This window comes from Streptacidiphilus jeojiensis (assembly GCF_042510965.1).
GTDB classification, from domain to species: domain Bacteria; phylum Actinomycetota; class Actinomycetes; order Streptomycetales; family Streptomycetaceae; genus Streptacidiphilus; species Streptacidiphilus jeojiensis.
Genome location: NZ_JBEUKS010000003.1, coordinates 695,738 through 712,641 on the forward strand (window position 1 = coordinate 695,738; position 16,904 = coordinate 712,641).

14 protein-coding genes are annotated in these 16,904 nt (G+C 70.4%); 9 read left to right on the forward strand and 5 right to left on the reverse strand.

The window, feature by feature from the left end; genetic code table 11:
• Positions 1–43: 43 nt before the first annotated feature.
• Entirely contained in the window at positions 44–265 is a 222-nt protein-coding gene (locus ABUW04_RS12140) for a hypothetical protein (protein WP_380564530.1), read from the reverse strand.
• Positions 266–698: 433 nt separating this feature from the next.
• Here ABUW04_RS12140 and ABUW04_RS12145 point away from each other — a divergent pair, with 433 nt between their 5' ends.
• The 5 genes from ABUW04_RS12145 (at position 699) to ABUW04_RS12165 (ending at position 5,798) form a co-directional block, all read left to right on the forward strand.
• Positions 699–1,796 (forward strand): extracellular solute-binding protein, encoded by a 1,098-nt coding sequence (locus tag ABUW04_RS12145; protein ID WP_030265952.1) that lies wholly within the window; start codon positions 699–701, stop codon positions 1,794–1,796.
• A gap of 481 nt (positions 1,797–2,277) precedes the next feature.
• Entirely contained in the window at positions 2,278–3,606 is a 1,329-nt protein-coding gene (locus ABUW04_RS12150) for an ABC transporter permease (RefSeq protein ID WP_380564531.1), read from the forward strand.
• The gene (locus ABUW04_RS12155; RefSeq protein WP_051726576.1) at positions 3,603–4,766 is read left to right on the forward strand and encodes an ABC transporter ATP-binding protein; all 1,164 of its coding nucleotides are present in this window, start codon (positions 3,603–3,605) and stop codon (positions 4,764–4,766) included. The genes ABUW04_RS12150 and ABUW04_RS12155 overlap by 4 nt, the downstream gene beginning before the upstream one ends.
• Positions 4,767–4,806: 40 nt before the next feature.
• On the forward strand, positions 4,807–5,592 hold the full coding sequence (locus ABUW04_RS12160; protein WP_380564532.1) for a COG4280 domain-containing protein: 786 nt from the start codon (positions 4,807–4,809) through the stop codon (positions 5,590–5,592).
• The gene (locus tag ABUW04_RS12165; protein ID WP_380564533.1) at positions 5,589–5,798 is read left to right on the forward strand and encodes a hypothetical protein; all 210 of its coding nucleotides are present in this window, start codon (positions 5,589–5,591) and stop codon (positions 5,796–5,798) included. The genes ABUW04_RS12160 and ABUW04_RS12165 overlap by 4 nt, the downstream gene beginning before the upstream one ends.
• Positions 5,799–5,867: 69 nt before the next feature.
• On the opposite strand, the gene ABUW04_RS12170 is transcribed toward ABUW04_RS12165, so the two are convergent.
• From ABUW04_RS12170 to ABUW04_RS12180, 3 genes are all read right to left on the reverse strand, one after another.
• Entirely contained in the window at positions 5,868–6,473 is a 606-nt protein-coding gene (locus ABUW04_RS12170; RefSeq protein ID WP_198037667.1) for a Chromate resistance protein ChrB, read from the reverse strand.
• A 116-nt stretch (positions 6,474–6,589) separates the two neighbouring features.
• Positions 6,590–8,212 (reverse strand): hypothetical protein, encoded by a 1,623-nt coding sequence (locus ABUW04_RS12175; protein WP_380564534.1) that lies wholly within the window; start codon positions 8,210–8,212, stop codon positions 6,590–6,592.
• A 463-nt stretch (positions 8,213–8,675) separates the two neighbouring features.
• Positions 8,676–10,130: an FAD-dependent oxidoreductase gene (locus ABUW04_RS12180; RefSeq protein ID WP_380564535.1), complete on the reverse strand. Its 1,455-nt coding sequence runs from the start codon at positions 10,128–10,130 to the stop codon at positions 8,676–8,678.
• A gap of 240 nt (positions 10,131–10,370) precedes the next feature.
• Between ABUW04_RS12180 and ABUW04_RS12185 the strand changes: the two genes are divergently transcribed.
• Both ABUW04_RS12185 and ABUW04_RS12190 read left to right on the forward strand, forming a co-directional pair.
• Positions 10,371–10,862, forward strand: a complete 492-nt coding sequence (locus ABUW04_RS12185; protein WP_380564536.1) for a nucleotidyltransferase domain-containing protein — start codon at positions 10,371–10,373, stop codon at positions 10,860–10,862.
• A 164-nt stretch (positions 10,863–11,026) separates the two neighbouring features.
• Positions 11,027–12,493: an arabinofuranosidase catalytic domain-containing protein gene (locus tag ABUW04_RS12190; RefSeq protein ID WP_380564537.1), complete on the forward strand. Its 1,467-nt coding sequence runs from the start codon at positions 11,027–11,029 to the stop codon at positions 12,491–12,493.
• A gap of 101 nt (positions 12,494–12,594) precedes the next feature.
• On the opposite strand, the gene ABUW04_RS12195 is transcribed toward ABUW04_RS12190, so the two are convergent.
• Complete coding sequence (locus ABUW04_RS12195) at positions 12,595–15,912, reverse strand: lectin (protein ID WP_380564538.1); 3,318 nt, start codon at positions 15,910–15,912, stop codon at positions 12,595–12,597.
• Between the two features lie 243 nt (positions 15,913–16,155).
• Here ABUW04_RS12195 and ABUW04_RS12200 point away from each other — a divergent pair, with 243 nt between their 5' ends.
• Together ABUW04_RS12200 and ABUW04_RS12205 are read left to right on the forward strand one after the other, a co-directional pair.
• Positions 16,156–16,299 (forward strand): pentapeptide repeat-containing protein, encoded by a 144-nt coding sequence (locus ABUW04_RS12200; RefSeq protein ID WP_380564539.1) that lies wholly within the window; start codon positions 16,156–16,158, stop codon positions 16,297–16,299.
• A 78-nt stretch (positions 16,300–16,377) separates the two neighbouring features.
• Complete coding sequence (locus ABUW04_RS12205) at positions 16,378–16,701, forward strand: DUF6193 family natural product biosynthesis protein (protein WP_380564540.1); 324 nt, start codon at positions 16,378–16,380, stop codon at positions 16,699–16,701.
• The last annotated feature ends 203 nt before the right edge of the window (positions 16,702–16,904 follow it).

The following is a 16,904-nucleotide window of genomic DNA, read 5'->3' on the forward strand; positions in this document are numbered from 1 at the left end:
CAGGGAGTGGCACGACGGGCGTTGCCGGCCTGTGCCAGGGCGCTCAGGGGCGTACCCGGATGACGGTCTTGCCTTTGCGTCGCTCGGTCGGGTTCAGCGCGGGGATGGCGTCGTCGAGGGTCGCGACGGTTCGGATGTGCGTGCGAAGGCGTCCGTCCCGCACCCGGTCGACGATCTCCACCAGCTGACTCGGAACGGGCTCGACGACGAAGTCGATCGCGAGGCCGTCGACGGGGCGGGCCTCGACAGGGCCGACTGCCGACACCAGCGTTCCTCCGAGGCGGATGATGCTCGCCGAGCGGCTTTGGATGTCGCCCGCTGGTCGATGTCGATGTCGATCTCGGCGCGGATCGTCGCGTCGTGGGGCACGGGTACACCCAAGGTGGCCCGAACCGCCTTGCTCCGTTCGACTATCACGCCGGGGTTCATCCAGTCTCCGTCGTTGGATGGCTGGTCCACCGTGCACCTCTGCCTGTCAACCCTGGGGTGGCCGCCGGTACCGTATGTCTACATGAATGTAGACGTTTTGCGTTGACGGCTGTCACTGGAGCCATGGAGCTCGTGGGGATGATGCCAGTGACCACAGGGTTGTGTTCGTCGCTCGTTCATGGAGGCGCCATCACAGCACATCCATTTCGTTTCAGTTGTGGCTCCACAGTTCTAACCGTCGTTACACTTCAGACGTGATGGAGCTTGGAATGTCGATTCAGACAGCGGTATCCGCCCGCAGACGCGCAGCCGTGGCCCTGGCTGCGGGGATCGCCGTGGCCGGCCTGGCCACCGGATGCGGCGGCTCGGCCAGGGCGTCGAGCGCCGGCAGCGCCTCCGCCGCCTCCACCACCTCGGGTTCGTCCGCACCGGTGCCGCTGGTGGTCTACTCGGCGCAGGGCTACGACAAGGCCATGGTCACCGCCTTCCAGAAGGCCACCGGCATCCCCACCAAGCTCGTGGACGACAGCACCGGGCCGCTGCTGGCCCGGGTCCAGGCCGAGCGCGGCAACCCGAAGTGGGGCGTGCTCTGGGTGGACGGCGACGAGGCGTTCGCCTCGATGGACCAGGCCGGGATGCTGGTCAAGGGCTTCGAGCCGAACGTCCGGCTGAACGCCGCCGGGCAGGCGGTCGTCCCGGCCGACAAGAGCTACGTCCCCACCGGGCTCACCGTCACCGCCGCACTGGTCTACGACGCGACCAAGACCCCGAATCCGCCGACCAGCTGGCAGGAACTGCTCACCCCGGCCTGGAAGGGGCAGATCGGCATGAACGACCCCTCCGTGTCCGGACCCACCTACCCCTTCGTCGCGGGCATGTTCTCCCAGCTCGGCGGCACCAGCCAGGGCGAGGCCTTCTACAGCGGCCTGAAGAGCAACGGCCTGCACGTGTTCCAGACCAACGGCGACACCCTGCACGCCCTGCAGACCGGCCAGATCAAGGTCGCCCTGATCCAGAGCTCGGCCGGACTCGCCGCCGGCACCAAGAACCACAACATCAGGACCACCTACCTGCCCAAGGTCACCTCACTGCCCAGCGTGATCGGCATCGACGCCAAGGCGTCCGCCCAGGAGCAGGCCGAGGCAGAGCAGTTCGCCTCGTTCGTGCTCAGCGCCCAGGGGCAGCAGGTGATGCTGACCGGGGATCAGAACGGCGACTCGCTGTACTGGCCGATCGTGCAGGGAGTCTCCCCGCAGGCCGCGCTGCCCCCGCTGTCCTCGGTCCCCACCCAGGCGATCGATCCCAAGACCTGGGGCCCGCAGGAGGGGACCATCAACACCTGGTTCACCGACACGATCGTGCACTGAGCCATGACCGACACCACTACCGACTCCCGGCCGCGCCTTCCGGACGCGGCCGGGACGGCGGCCGCCGGCCGGCCGCCGATACGCCCGCCGCACCTGCTCGGCCGGGCCGGGGCCCGCCTGCGCGACAGCGCTCGGGCGCTGCCCTGGCTGTTGTTCGGCGCCGTCCTGCTCCTGCCGGTCATCGGCTTCCTGCTGGTCGCCGTCACCCCGCGACTGTTCGGACAGGGCGACGCCTGGTTCACCCTGAGCACGTTCGGCCAGGTGATGTCCGGCTGGACCGGTCGCGCGATGCTGGACACCTTCCTGGTCGGGACCGGCGCGGCCGCGGTCGCCACCGTCGTGGCCACCGCGCTGGCCTGGATCACCGAACGCACCGACCTGGTGGGGCGCGGGATGTGGCGGCTGCTGCTGTGGGCGCTGCTGCTCGCCCCCTCCTACCTGGAGTCGCTCGGCTGGACCTGGCTGGTGGAACCCCAGGGGGGTGCTGTCGCGGCTGCTCGGCCACGACCCCGTCGCGCTGCGCTCGGTCGTCTTTGGACCGGCCGGTGTGGTCTGGGTGCTCGCCACCCGCGGCGTGCCCTTCGCCTACCTGGCCGTGTCCGCGCTGATCCGGGGCATGGGCCGGGAGTTCGAGGACGCGGCCCGCACCCACGGCGGCAACAGGCGCTCCACCGCGCGGCTGCTGCTGCCGATCCTGGCGCCGGGCCTGTGGGCCGGTTTCGCCATCGTCTTCGCCGAGTCCATCAGCGACTACGGAGTGGCCGCGACCCTCGCCGCGCAGGCGAACTTCCCCCTGGTCACCGGTGCCATGGAACAGTCGATCTCGACCTTCCCGGCCCAGTTCCCGCTGGCGTCCGCCCTGGGTTGGCTGCTGCTCGGACTGGTCGCCCTGGCCCTGCTGGCCCAGCGGCGCTCGATGCGCGGCCGCAGCTTCACCGTGCTCTCGGGCCGTACCCGCCCCGCGGTCCGCACCCGGCTCTCCGTCCGGGCGCAGGCCGGCGCGCTCACCACCGTCGGCGGATTCTTCGTCCTCGCCCTGGGCATCCCCGCCTTCGGTGCCGCCGCGGCCGCGCTGCTCCCCTCCGGCGGGAGCGTCACCCTCACCGGGCTCACCCTCGCCAACTTCCGCCAGGTGCTGCACACCGGCGAGCTGCTCTCGGCGCTGGGCTACTCGGCCCGACTGTCGGTGATCACCGCCACCGCGGCCCTGGTCCTGGGCGCCTTCGCCGGCCGGGCCCTGGCCCGACGCGGCGACGGCGCCGCCGGACGGATCCTGGACCTGCTGCTCCTGGCCGCCATCGCGCTGCCGTCGGTCCTGCTCGCCAGTGGCTACATCTTCACCTACAACCTGCCGCTGGCCTCGCACCTGGGGATCGACCTGTACGGCACCAGCGCGCTGCTGGTGCTCGGCTACCTCGCCGGCGCCCTGCCGTCAGCCGCACGGCTGCTGTCCGGATCGCTGGGACAGGTCAGCGACTCGCTGCTGTGGGCCGCCCGGGTGCACGGCCGCCCGGCCACCCGCGCCTGGACCGGTGCGGTGCTGCCGCTGGTGGCCGGCTCACTGGTGTGGACCTGGCTGATCGCCTTCTGCGGCACCCTGCTGGAGCTGCCGGTCTCGCAACTCCTCGCCCCACCGGGCAGCGAACCGCTGTCCGTCGCCATCACCCGGCAGCTCCAGGGCTACAACGTCGGCGCGGGCGCGGCCATGACCGTCCTGGTCGTCCTGGCGGCCCTCGCGCTCATCGCCGCGGCCCTCGGTGTCCTGCGCCTGTTGCTCCCCGCAGCCCACCGCCTGGAGGCCGTGGCATGACCGCCCACCTGCGCGTCGAGAACCTCAGCAAGAGCTTCGGCCCGACCCGTGTCCTCGACGGGATCTCCTTCGCCGTACCGCCCGGGCGCTTCACCGTGCTGCTGGGCCCGTCCGGCTCCGGGAAGACCACCCTGCTGCGCTGCCTGGCCGGCATCGAGCGCGCCGAGTCCGGCTCCATCCACCTGGGCGAACGGGCGCTGGCGCAGGGCCGTTCCCACCTCCCGCCGGACCGCCGCGACCTGGCGATGGTCTTCCAGGACTACGCGCTGTGGCCGCACATGACCGCCGCCGCCAACGTCGGCTACGCGCTGCGCCGTCGGCGCCTGGACCGTGAGCCGTCCCGGCGGCGGGTCGCCGAGGTGCTGGCGCGGGTCGGCCTGAGCGACCACGCGGAGCAGTTCCCGCACCAGCTCTCCGGCGGTCAGCAGCAGCGGGTCGCCCTGGCCCGCGCCCTGGTGGCCGAACCAGGGCTGCTGCTGTTCGACGAGCCGCTGTCCAATCTGGACGCCGACCTGCGCGAACGGCTGCGGGTGGAGATCGCCACGCTCACCCGGGAATCCGGCGCCACCGTGGTCTACATCACCCACGACCAGGCCGAGGCCTTCGCCCTGGCCGACGAGGTCGGCGTGCTGGAGGGCGGCAGGCTGGTGCAGCTCGGCTCACCCGAGGACGTCTACCACCGCCCGGCCTCGCCGTTCGTGGCCCGCTTCACCGGCCTGGCCGGTGAGTTGGAGGGAACGCTGGAGGCCGCTGCGGACGCCGCCGCAACCGTCACCGTGCGCACCGCCGCCGGGCCGGTCACCGCGGTGGCCGGCGGCACGGCCCGCGCCACGGGCAGCCGGGTCCGGGTGCTGGTCCGACCCGCCGCCGTCACCATCGCCCGCGACACCGGAACCGAACCGGTCGCCGCACGGACCCTGGCCGGCACCGTGGTGGACACTGCCTACCGCGGCCGCGGCTACGACCATGTGGTCCAACTACCGGGCGGCGTAAGGCTCACCGGAGTGTTCGACCGCAGTGCGCAGCAGCGCGGCACCGCGGTCCGCCTGCTGCTGGACCCCGAAGGCTGCTTCGCCTTCCCCGACCCCGCTGCCGCATCCACGCCCGTCGCGGTAGCGGAGAACCCCGAACCCATCCGCACCACCCTGGAGGTCCGATGACCACCCCACTGCCCGCACGATCCTGCCCGGGAGCCGCCGCATGAGCTCCTGGGTGCTGTTCCTCACCGTCTTCCTGGCCTGCACGGTGGAGGCCGTCGAGGCCCTGACCATCATCCTGGCCGCGGGCACCAGCCGGCACTGGGGCTCCGCGCTGCAGGGCACCGGCGCCGCCCTGGTCGCCCTGGCCGCCACCGTCGCGGTGCTGGGCCCGGCCGTCTCACTGGTCCCGATCAACGCGCTGCGCCTGGTCGTCGGCGCGCTGCTGCTGGTGTTCGGCCTGCAATGGCTGCGCAAGGCCGTGATGCGCGGCTCGGGCTACAAGGCCCTGCACGACGAGACGGCCGCCTTCGCCGAGGAGGTGGAGGCCGCACGTGCGGCGGCGACCGGCGGACGCGGCGCCGTGCGCGACTGGTACGCCTTCACGCTGTCCTTCAAGGGCACCTTCCTGGAGGGCCTGGAGGTGGCCTTCATCGTGGTCACCTTCGGCAACAACCAGAAGAACGTGCCGGTTGCCGCACTGGGCGCGCTGGCCGCGGTGGTGCTGGTCGCCGCCGTGGGCATCGCGGTGCGGGCGCCGCTGGCGAAGGTCCCCGAGAACACCATGAAGTTCGTGGTGGGCACCATGCTCACCGCCTTCGGAGTGTTCTGGGCCACCGAGGGAACCGGTGCCCACTGGCCCGGCTCGGACACCTCACTGCTGGTCCTGGTCCCGGCAGTCGCGCTGATCGCACTCGGGTACACCGCCGTGCTGCGCCGCTCCAACCCCGCCGTCAAGAACTCCGTGGGCACCCCCGGCGGCGCCCCGGTGCAAGGAAGCCTGACGTGACCCTGCTACGCAATCTCGCGAGGTTCTGGTACGACTTCGTCGTCGGCGACGACTGGCGGGTCGCCCTGGGCGTGGTGCTGGCCCTGGCCGCCTGCTACGGCCTGGTCCAGGGCGGGGTCAACGCCTGGTGGCTGCCCCCGGTCGCCGTCGTGCTCCTGCTGGGTCTGTCGCTGCTCCGGGTGGTGCGGACGGCCCGCCGGGGGTGAACCGGTGGGGTGAACCGCGCCGTGCATCCCGCGGGGCGCATCCCGTGCGGTGAGACAGGGGAGGGCCGGTCAGCGGCCCTCCCCCTCCTCGGCGTAGACCCGAGCCGCGTACTCGTCCAGGACCTGCTCGCACTTGGCCAGCGCGGCCGTCGCCGCCGCCTTGCCGGACGCCGTCAGCACGTCCCGGTTCTCCACCTTGGCGAACCAGTTGCGCAGCTTCACCAGGTCCTCGTCGTTCTCCTCCAACTCGGCGTAGGTGAAGTGCTCGGCCCGGTACTCCTTGTCGATCTGCCCCAGGAAGTCCTGGCACCGGTCGACGATCTCCTCGTACTCGTCGTCACGGGCCGCGTTGAAGGCCTGCTCGACCTCCGCGCTGCCCGACAGCACCTCGGAGCCCAGCAGCAGTGCGCTGCCGCCCATCTCCACGATCTCGTTGCGCAGGACCCGGAAGGACCGTTCCGCGCTCGGGCTCTGCGGCAGGGCAGCGACCGAGTTCTGCAGGTAGATCGCACCCAGGCCCTTGATCTTGCGCCACACCCCGGCCCGCAGCCGGGTCGGCTCGGCCGGCACCTTGTAGACCAGGACCAGCCAGCGCACCCCGGAACCCTCCGGTGGGTGCCCGTCGGCCCGCCTCGCCTCGCTCTTCGGGGCGGGCTGTCCCGCTGCCTGTGCCACCTGCACTCCTCCACCGACCGGTCACGCGACGTACGTGATCAGAGTAGCCGTGCGGACCGCGGGGGAGTGTCGGGCCGCGTGACCGGACCCGACACTCCCACGCTTCTGGTGACCGGTCAGTTGCCCGGCACGTAGACGCTGCCGCGCAGGGCCTCGCCGGACTGTGCCGTGCGGAGGGTCCGGAAGGTGTCTCCGGCCGCAGTGGTCGCGTGCAGGCGGTCGGTCACGCTGACGAGGCGGTTGGGGTCGGCGCCCTCGTCGGTCGCGCCGGAGACCGTGGAGGTGATGCCCCAGATGGTGACGTCGCCGTGGGCGTCGACCTTGCCGGTGATGTTGCGCAACCCGTCGGTGGCCGGGGCCCAGGGCAGGCCGGTGGCGGGGTTGTCACCGGTCGGGTAGTGGGAGACGGCGTACGGGGTCCCCAGGGCGAGCCCCTGCTGGATCGTGTACTGCAGCTGCCAGGTGCCGTCGCGCAGCACCCACTTCTGCAGCCCGGCACCGGTCTGGGCGGCGGCGACGGTGTAGCTGCCGGTGGCCGGGTCGTAGGTGTTGGTGCCGTCGCCCTCGTCGGCGACGTACATCGTGGTGTCGTTGGCGAACCACACGCCGAACGGGAAGGACGTCGTCGACTTCAGCGCGGTGGGGAAGCCCTTGAGGACGCACATGTTCTCCGGCAGACCGGTGGACTGCAGCGTCGCGGGGTCGTACGACAGCGCCTTGGTCGGCAGTGGCGCCCCGGGTACCGGCAGGCCGACGCCGTTCGGGCAGGCCTTGCCGGTGGTGTCGATGAAGTAGACGGTGTTGACGCCGTTGCCGCCGCTGCCCTTGGTGAGGTACACGACGTTGTCATGCAGGGTCAGGCCGCGGAAGTTGGTGTCCTTGCCGACCTTGTCGGCCTTGTCGCCCAGCTCGGTGACGCTGAAGCCGCCGGCCGGAGTGGGCTGGCCGACCTGCTGCCTGCTCTCCGGCAGCCTCGACGGGGTGGCCAGCTGCGCTCCGGCGCCGGCTATCACGCCGACCGGCTGCGGGTTGCCGCCGTTGCCGGCGTTGCCCGCCATGAGGAACTCGTCCGCGGCGTTGTCGAGGATCGCGGAGCGCCCGTTGTTGCCGCTGTAGGCGTTGGTCTCGGTGAAGCCGAGCGACCCGTTGGAACGCAGCTCGGCGACCGCGCGGTAGTAGGAGGTGCCGACCGGGTTTGTCGGGTCGACCACGCCGGGCGTGTTGGAGTTCGACACGTCGGGGGCGTTCAGCGGCGCGACGTAGCCCATGAACGTCAGCGCGCTGCCGTTGCTGGAGAGGTTGAGTCCGAGCTCGGACTTCGAGGGGAAGCTGGTGACCAGGTGGTCGCCGTTGACGTCGGTCGGCACGCCGAGGGTGCGCACGGTGCGACCGGACTGGGTGAGCGCGTCGAGGAGGATGGGTGAGGAGACGCCGAAGCTGGCGTCCACCGACTCGTTGTTGAAGACCTCGGGGTAGCCGCCGTCGGCGACCGCGGTGACGCAGGCGGTGGTGCAGCCGGCCGGCAGCTGGGTGACGCCGGGGACGATCGAGCCCTTTCCGGCGGTGTAGACCGTACGGGAGAGGACGAGGTGGCCCGGGAGCATGACCCCGTGCCGGCCGGCAGGATCACCGTGCCTCGCGGACGCGGCCGTGGCGGCGGTCGCCGCTGTACCGGGGGTCAGCAGAAGGCCGGAGAGGACGCCGCCGACGGCGACGGCGAGGGTGAGGCGAGAGGGCATCGGAACGCTCCTGGGTACGGGCGGGAGGTGCGCGGCAAGGACCTGCCTCACTTGGGTGGAGACAGGCCGCCAGCGGCCATTCCAAGGGAGGAGCGCGGTCAACGCAGGCTATGCCGGTGGTCTAACAGTTGACACAAACGCGCCCTAACGACTGAGTGAACACCGTCGCCGGCTCGTCGGCCTCGTCATGGCTGCTCCTGACTAGCCGTCAACCGGTATGGGCAGGTTGGACGGCCGTCCCGCTGATGACGTCCCATCAGGCATGGGTCAGGCGGCGGAGCAACGACCACGAATCTCACGACTACAGCAATGTAGACACGGCTGTGCCATGGTGCTCGCCCCCAGGCAGCCGGCGCAAGCACTCCGAGGGAGGAGGCTGAGAGCCGAACCCACGCTGCAACGCGGGCCGGGAACTGGCGGTGGGATGCGCCGGCGGACGGCCGCTGTCTGCCCGCCGTTCGTGTCAGCCGGGGCGCTTCCGGGATCCGGTCGACCGTTCCTTCGCGTACAGCCGCAGGGCCCGCAGCAGGACGGCGGGGCGTGCCAGTGAGTCGGGATGCGCCAGCATGGTCGTTACCCGCGCCATTCGTTCACTGGTGACGGTGTCGGTGACCGACTGCTCGAACAGCAGGCCGGCCACCCAGCGGGTGAGCCGGTACCCGCGCGGATAGGGCCCGTCGACGTGCGGCAGGGCGAGGTCGGCGAAGGTGGACACCTGCCAGGCGGCGTCGACCACCACCCGGACCAGGGCGAAATAGCCGAGGGCCGGATCGCTCAGGGTGGTGTCGGTGGCGTGCAGGTAGGCGGACAGGCAGGAGGCGTGCAGGGCGGCCGAGGTCATTCCCTGCCCGTAGACGGGGTTGAACGAGGCCACCGAGTCGCCTGCGGCGACCAGTCCGGCGGGAAAGCGTCGCAGTAGGTGGAAGTCCCGCCGCCGGCTGTCTGACTGATGGTAGGTCACCACCTCGCCGAGCATCTCGGCCCGTTCGGCGATGTCGCCGAATACGGCGGGGAAGTCCGTGCGGCAGCGTTGCAGGTAGTCCTTGGTGTCCCGGCTGGGCCGGTCCTCGCCGTAGCCGGAGACCAGCATGATCCAGCGCTGGTCCTCGACCAGGGTGAAGCCGCCGATCCGGGCCGGGGTGCCGGTCTGCGGATCTGCCGCCGCGACCGAGACCGCGTTCCACACCTCGCTGATCCCGGGGTCGTGCCGGAACACGGCGGTGGCGTAGTTGAGGCGGATCGGCATCCGCCGCATTGGCGGGCGCTGCCAGCCGGCCTGTTCCAGCCAGTCGCTGAGCCTGCTGGAGCGCCCCATCGCATCGACGACCAGGTCGGCGGCGAGGGCCGCGGCGTCGTCCGCGAGGTCGGCGCCGTCGGCACCCGCCGGCCGGTAGCGCACTCCGACCACGGCGTCCCCCTCCCACAGCAGCCCTTCGGCCTGCCCGGTGACCATGCGGATGTTGGGCGCGGCGAGGGTCCTGCGGCGCACCAGTGCCTCCAGGAAGGGGCGGGTGCTGACCAGGACCGGCCAGTCCTGGTCGATGGGCGCGGTGACCCGGCGGCGGCCGTCGATGTAGAACCACTCGCGCGACCCGTCCTGGGGCGGGGTGACCGCACCCAGGGCCACTGCCTCGGCGACGAAGCCGGGGAACCATCGCTCCAACTGGACCGCTCCGGCCGGGAGCAGGGCGTGCACCTGGCTCCCCTGCGGGACTCCCGCCCGCGGCCCCTGGTCCACCTCCGAGCCGTCACGCTCGACGATGAGCACCTCGTCGGCGTGCTCGCTGAGCACACGGGCGGCCAGCAGTCCGGCCATACTGCCGCCGAGCACCACGGCCTGTCCCATCGTCACCCCGCCGCCCTGAGGCGGCACCCCGGTGGCGATCTTCTCGAAGAGCCGCGCCTGCGAACCTGACACTGAGTCAACTCCACTTCTCTGGCGTTGGGTTCACGAACAGCCGGGAGCGTAGCGGGTAGGCGTTCGGGATATCCAGAGCGCCTGGCACGCTCTCCTGGATCCGAAGCCTGGGGTGCCGCGGACCCAGCTCGTGCTCACGCGCCGCCGGCGTCACCCGTGCATCGGCAACACCGAGGGCGGGGGAGTCCCGATCGAATTCGTTCGCCGCCGGGCGCCGGCGCTGCTAGCTTGCGCGGCGTGATGACTGCTGATGACGTGCTGTCGGTTTTGGCCCTGTTCCGCAGGGCTGGGGTCGACGTCTGGATCGGTGGCGGATGGGGGGTTGACGCCCTGGTCGGCGAGCAGACTCGAGACCATGAGGATCTGGACGTGATGCACCGGCAGGACCAGGAAGCCGCCCTGGTGGCGGTCCTGTCTGCGGCGGGTTTCGTCGAGACGCTGGACTGGAGGCCCGTCCGGTTCGTCGTGACGGCCCCGGACGGCCGCCAGATCGACCTCCATCCGCTGGTCTTCGCTGATGACGGCTCCGCGGTGCAGGCCTCACCCGATCCACAGCACCCCTTCGCCTACCCCGCCCCCTGCTTCGTGACCGGCACTGTCCAAGACATGCCCGTCCCGTGCCTGTCCGCCGAGCAGCAGGTGTACTTCCACCAGGGATACGAACCCAGGCAACGCGACCTGCACGACATGGCGCAGCTGCGCCGGGTCTTCGGGATAGCCACGCAGTTCTGACCGCCCGTTTATGTGCTCCGCTTGTGCAATGTCTTGACTGTGCATTAACTATGCGGCAATGTCGCGGACTTGAACCCTCTGACGCAGAACCGCGGCTGCGCCGGTCCGAATGTTAGCGCTAACAAATCCCTGAGTCGCACTCCACCCGAGAGCTAGGGAGAGGCATGAGGAACATCATCCGGACAAGGCTGGCCCGATTCGGGGCGGCTCTCGCCGTCCTGATCGGCGCGGTGGCCGGCGCCACCGCGACGGCCGGCACCGCACAGGCCGCCACCCAGGGACCGTGCGACATCTACGCCGCGGGCGGCACCCCGTGCGTGGCCGCGCACAGCACCACGCGCGCGCTCTACGCCGCCTACAACGGTTCGCTCTACCAGGTCAGGCGCGCCTCGGACAGCAGCACGCTGAACATCGGCGTGCTCAGCGCCGGCGGCTACGCCAACGCCGCGGCCCAGGACTCCTTCTGCGCCGGCACCAGCTGCGTCATCACCGTCATCTACGACCAGTCCGGCCGGGGCAACAACCTCACCGACGCCCCCGCCGGGGGCGCCGCCGGCGGCCCGGACAACCTCGCCAGCGCCACCGCGGCCCCGGTCACGGTCGGCGGCCACGAGGCCTACGGCGTCTACGTCGCCGCCGGCACCGGCTACCGGGACGACAGCACCTCCGGCATCGCCACCGGCGACGCCGCCGAGGGGATGTACGCGGTCCTCGACGGCACCCACTACAACGGCGGCTGCTGCTTCGACTACGGCAACGCCGAGACCAGCAACAACGACACCGGCAACGGCCACATGGAGGCGATCTACTTCGGCAACATCAAGGTCTGGGGCTACGGCACCGGCAACGGCCCCTGGGTGATGGCCGACATGGAGAACGGCCTCTACTCCGGGGTCAACGCCGGCTACAACGCCAACGACCCGACCGTGAGCAGCCGCTTCCTGACCGCCATCATCAAGGGAGAGGCCAACCAGTGGGCGATCCGGTCCGGGAACGCCCAGTCCGGCAGCCTGTCCACCTCCTACAGCGGAGTGCGTCCCAACGTCTCCGGCTACAACCCGATGCACAAGGAGGGGGCGATCATCCTCGGCATCGGCGGCGACAACAGCAAGGGCTCCGCCGGAACCTTCTACGAAGGGGTGATGACCTCCGGCTACCCGTCGGACGCCACCGAGAACTCGGTCCAGTCCAACATCACCGCGGCCGGTTACAGCACCAGCGCGAGTACCGGGAGCACCACCGGACCGCTGCACGCGGTGGGCGCGGGCAAGTGCCTGGACGTCCCCAACGGCACCACCACGGCCGGGACGCAGGTCCAGATCTACACCTGCAACGGCCTGGCGCCGCAGGCCTGGACCCACAGCTCGTCCAACCAGTTGACCGTCACCGACAGCGGTACCACGGACTGCCTGGACGCCAGCGGGAACGGCACGACGGCCGGCACCAAGGTGATCATCTATCCCTGCAACGGCCAGAGCAACCAGCAGTGGACGCTCAACTCCAACGGCACCGTGACCGGTGTCCAGTCCGGCCTGTGCCTGGACGTGACCGGCGCCTCCACCGCCAACAACGCCCTGGTCGAACTGTGGACCTGCAACGGCGGCAGCAACCAGCAGTGGACCCTCGGCTGACCGGTAGCGCGGTCAGCCGCTAGTCCGATCGCACCGACCGCACCCGTTCCCTCAGCGGCCGGGCAGCACGAGTATCTGCGCAGGACCCGGCCGTCTCTGGGTCAGGGGAGGCTCCACTTCTGGGCGCTGCTGCCGTTGCAGGTGTAGATCTGCAGCTGGGTGCCGGTGACGGTGGTGGATCCGGGGTCGTCCAGGCACTTGCCGGAGTTGGGGTTCACCAGGGAGCCGGATGCGCCCGGCTGCCACTGCTGCGCTCCGGTTCCGTTGCAGGTGTACCACTGCACCTTGGTGCCGTCCGCAGTGCCACTGTTGCTGACGTCCAGGCAGCCGCCGAGCACCTGGAGGGTGCCGTCGCTGCCGACCGTCCAGCTCTGGGCGGAGGTGCCGTTGCAGGTGTAGAGGTCGATCGGGTTCCCGTTGGCGGCGACGCTGTGCAGGTCGTCGGCGCACAGGCCGGTGCTGACGCCGGAGGTGATCGGACCGGTGGCCGGTGCGGTCCCGCCCCCTGCGGTGCTGAAGCCGACGGCGAAGACATGCAGCGCCCCCGCGCTCACGGCCGACGGCAGCCGTACGCTCGCCACCGTCTTCCCGGCGGTCAGCGTGACCGGCGCACTGCCGAACAGGTAGGTCTTGACCGTGTCGGAGGTGGTGCCCGCCTGGTTGCGGTAGGCGGCCGTGGCCGCGACGGTGCTGCCGGACAGCGCGGTCGCCGAGCCGCCGTTGAGGGTCCAGTCGGAGAAGGCCAGCGGGACGGACTGGGTGCTGCCGTCGGTGAAGGTGACGGTCGCCGTCCCGGAGGAGGGTCCGTTGCTCGCCGAACCGAGGAAGGAGATCGCCCCCGAGCCCGACGCCGCGATCGTCTGACCGTTCGCCAGGTAGTTGTCCGGCTGGCCCGCGGCGACGTTCGGCCAGGTGTAGGTCACCCCGCCGGCGCTGACCGTACCGCCCGGGTTGACCCCGGCCGTGGACAGGGCTGTGGCGGAGTAGCTCCAGCCGCCGCCGTCGAAGTCGGCCGAGGAGGAGGCGGAGTCGGCGGAGATGCCGATGTCGCTGTAGCCGGGGTTCCCGGCGTAGGAGGGCGGCGCGGCCGAGGCGGCCGAGGCCCAGGAGGTGTTGGCGGTGGTGCCGAGGGTGAAGCCCAGCGTCCCTCCGCCGCTGATCGCGCCGGCCGGCGCGTAGGCGTTGTTCCAGTCCGACCCGTTCCAGGTGGCGGACTGGACGTACGGGGCGTTGTCGGCCGCACCGCTGCCGTTGACCGTCAGCGTGCTGCCGGACGGCAGGGTGAGCACGGCCTGGGTGAACAACGGCGAGCCCAGCGCCAGGTCGGCGGTGCCGGGGGTCTCCGGGTAGAGGCCCAGCGCGGACCACACGTACCAGGAACTCATCTCGCCGAGGTCGTCGTTGCCGGCCAGGCCGCCGGGTGCGTCGGTCCAGATCTGGTCCTGGACCTGTCGGACCACCTTCTGGGTCTTGTACGGCTGGCCGACGTAGTCGTACTCCCAGGGGATGTTGAGGCTCGGTTCGTTGCCCAGGTCGGTGTACCCGTTGCCGCCCGTCAGCGATGACAGGTCAGTGTCCAGGAAGGACGCGAGCTTGCTGTCGCCGCCCATGGCGGTGGCCAGGCCGTGCACGTTGAACGGCACCATCGGGGTGTACTGCCAGGAGTCGCCCTCGACGAAGTCGGTCCCCGAGGTGGGCGAGAAACCGGAGCTCCACGTACCGTGGGCGTCGCGCGGCTGGATGAAGCCGCTGCTGTAGTCGAAGAGATTGCGCCAGTCCTGGGCCCGGTTGGCGAAGGCGCTCTGGTGCGCGGTGTCGCCGAGCGCCCCGGCCAGGGCCGACACGGCGAAGTCGGCCGAGTCGTACTCCAGCGTGGTGGAGGCCGGGCCGTAGAAGTTGCAGCAGCCGTAGCTTCCGTCGCTGGGCAGGTAGCCCAACTGCTCCAGGTAGGACAGCCCGGGACGGTCGTTGTTGGCGTTGGTGGCCTGGGCGACCATGTCGTTCAGCGCGGTGGCGCTGTCGAACCCGGTGGCACCGAAGGCGTGGTAGTCGGCCAGGATCTCGTCGGCCGGGTCGCCGACCATGACGTAGCTCTCGCCGTTGTCCTCGGACCACTTGGGGAACAGGCCGGTCTGCGCGTAGTCGTCGACCATGGACTGCGCGGTGTCCGAGGCGGCCTGCGGGTCGACCAGCGCTTCGAGTTGGGCCTGCGAGCGGTAGATGTCCCAGCCCGAGTAGTTGGCGTAGGCGGCCTGGTGGCCGGAGTCGACGGTGTGGGTCTTGCCGTCGAAACCGTAGTACTGGCCGTTGCTGTCGCTGATCACATTGGGGTGCAGCAGCGAGTGGTACAGCGCGGTGTAGAAAACCGCCTGCTGGGCGGCGGTGCCGCCGGAGGTGGCGACCCGTCCGAGCACCGAGTTCCAGGCGCCCAGCGCTGCGCTCTGGGTCGAGCCGAAGTTCCAGTTCGGGTTCTCCGCGGTGCGGTTAGCGACCGCGTTCGCGGTGGAGACGTAGGAGATGCCGACCTTGGCCTGCACCACCGGGTTGCTGGTGGTGTTGAAGGTGACGTATCCGTCGCTCGCCGCGGCCTGCGGAGTCACCGCCTTGGGTGCGACCTTGGAGACCGGGGCCTTCCCGTGCAGGGTGGGCTTGTTCTTCGCCTCGGGGGTGCTCGGCGCGACGCCGGTCTTCGCGGTGGCGCTCGGGACGGCGTCCTTGACCGCCGCCGTCCCGTTGGTGGCGAACGGCTGGTCGAAGACCATGTCGAAGTACACGGTGTAGGTGTTGCTCGCACCGCAGAACTTGCCGCTGGTGACCTGGCCGCTCACCTCGGTGCTGCTGACCACGTTGAACTGGGTGTTGGAGTCGCCGTTCTGACTGCCCGTCAACTTGAAGACCAGGTTGGCCTGGGTGGTGGACGGGAAGGTGAACCGAGCCATCCCGCTGCGGGTGGTGGCGGCCAGCTCGGTCTTCACCCCGTTGTTCAGCGAGACGGTGTACGAGCCCGGCGTCGCCGACTCGTTGGCGTGCGAGAACGCGTCCGTCGCGCTGGTGCTGACCGCACCGACGGTCGGCAGCACCGGTATGTCGCCGCCGGCTCCGCAGCCGGGGCCGGCGATGTGAGTGAGGCTGAAGCCTGTGATCGCGGAGTCCTTGTACTCATAGCCGCCGCCGTCCGGACGGGACGGGGTGTCAGGGCTCCACTGCACCATGCCGAACGGGACGTCCGCGCCGGGGAAGTCGTCCGCTGAGTTGGAGGTGCCGATGAACGGGTTCACCAGCGAGGCGGGCGCGGTGACCAGAGCGGCCTTCGCCGCCGGAGCTGCCGCAAAGGCCGGCGCTGAGCCGGCGCCGTAGGCGAGCAGGGCGCCTGCGGCGAGGAGGGCGGCTAAAGCCCGGTTCTTATCAAGTCGTGGCATGTGGGATCGCACCCTTCTGACAACGTTGTCGATGTGCGGAACATGACAACAAGTTGGGCCCAATGCGGACCACTGTCAAGACACTTCACAGCCCGAGGCAGTGGCTTGCGCCCTGCGCGCCGCTGGACGGCGTTCCCTGGGCCCGGCGGGCGGCTGGCGGCTGGCGGTGGGTTCGTGCCGCAGCCCAAGATGTGGTTGTCGAGCAGGTCAACGGCACGCTGATACTGCATCGGCGGCTGGCACGTGAGTACGACCACCGTCCGAGGACTCCGCCGCTGGTGTCCACTGGGCGGCGCGGACCTGAGCGGCGCGGACCTGCATGGGGCGAACTTGACCCGCGCGTACCTAAGCGGCGCGACAAATCCAGACGGCACGAAGCACGTCTGATACCGGGAAGGGCCGCCGTGCTTCGAGTTCAGCCCTTGGGCCCTCGCGCACGAGTGGGAGCCGCTCGGTGCTGTCGAATTGGAGTGGTGCCGCAGGCTCGATGGCATCCACATGCCGCAGATGAACCGTTTCCCGCGCGGGCACGCGCTGTTGGCGGCGGCGTACGCCCAGCCGGTGCTCCGCCAACTGATGCCGGTGACCAGCCACTTCAACCTCTGGCTCTCCACCAATACCACAGCTAATCGGAGGACGACAGGGATCGGGCCTATGATCTGGCCGCACTATGAGAGGTCCTACGCAGTACGGAACCGGAGCGAGGTGCTCGCGCGCTTCGAGACGCCGGAGGAGGCCGTCGCCTTCGTGGTGGCCGTCCTGCCTGAGGGGATTGGGCCAGCGCGTTGAAGCGTCGTCCGACCGGTGTTGGCAGCGGCCGTCTTCGTCGCCACGTTCGGCTACACCTGGCACCAGCGCTCTTGATCGCCGATCGCGTCCCTTGGCGTGGTGTAGCCGATCAGGGTGGGGTGGTGCGCCGGGGGCGTGGGCCCGGGTAGCTTCCGCTCCCTGCCGACAGGGTGGGCCACCGTGCAACTCTCCGTTGTGAACGG

Bases quoted from the DNA above. Each gene is read 5' to 3' on its own strand.
- ABUW04_RS12145 (WP_030265952.1), top strand. From the start codon at position 699: ATGTCGATTCAGACAGCGGTATCCGCCCGCAGACGCGCAGCCGTGGCC.
- ABUW04_RS12155 (WP_051726576.1), top strand. From the start codon at position 3,603: ATGACCGCCCACCTGCGCGTCGAGAACCTCAGCAAGAGCTTCGGCCCG.
- ABUW04_RS12160 (WP_380564532.1), top strand. From the start codon at position 4,807: ATGAGCTCCTGGGTGCTGTTCCTCACCGTCTTCCTGGCCTGCACGGTG.
- ABUW04_RS12175 (WP_380564534.1), bottom strand. From the start codon at position 8,212: ATGCCCTCTCGCCTCACCCTCGCCGTCGCCGTCGGCGGCGTCCTCTCC.
- ABUW04_RS12185 (WP_380564536.1), top strand. From the start codon at position 10,371: ATGACTGCTGATGACGTGCTGTCGGTTTTGGCCCTGTTCCGCAGGGCT.
- ABUW04_RS12190 (WP_380564537.1), top strand. From the start codon at position 11,027: ATGAGGAACATCATCCGGACAAGGCTGGCCCGATTCGGGGCGGCTCTC.
- ABUW04_RS12195 (WP_380564538.1), bottom strand. From the start codon at position 15,912: ATGCCACGACTTGATAAGAACCGGGCTTTAGCCGCCCTCCTCGCCGCA.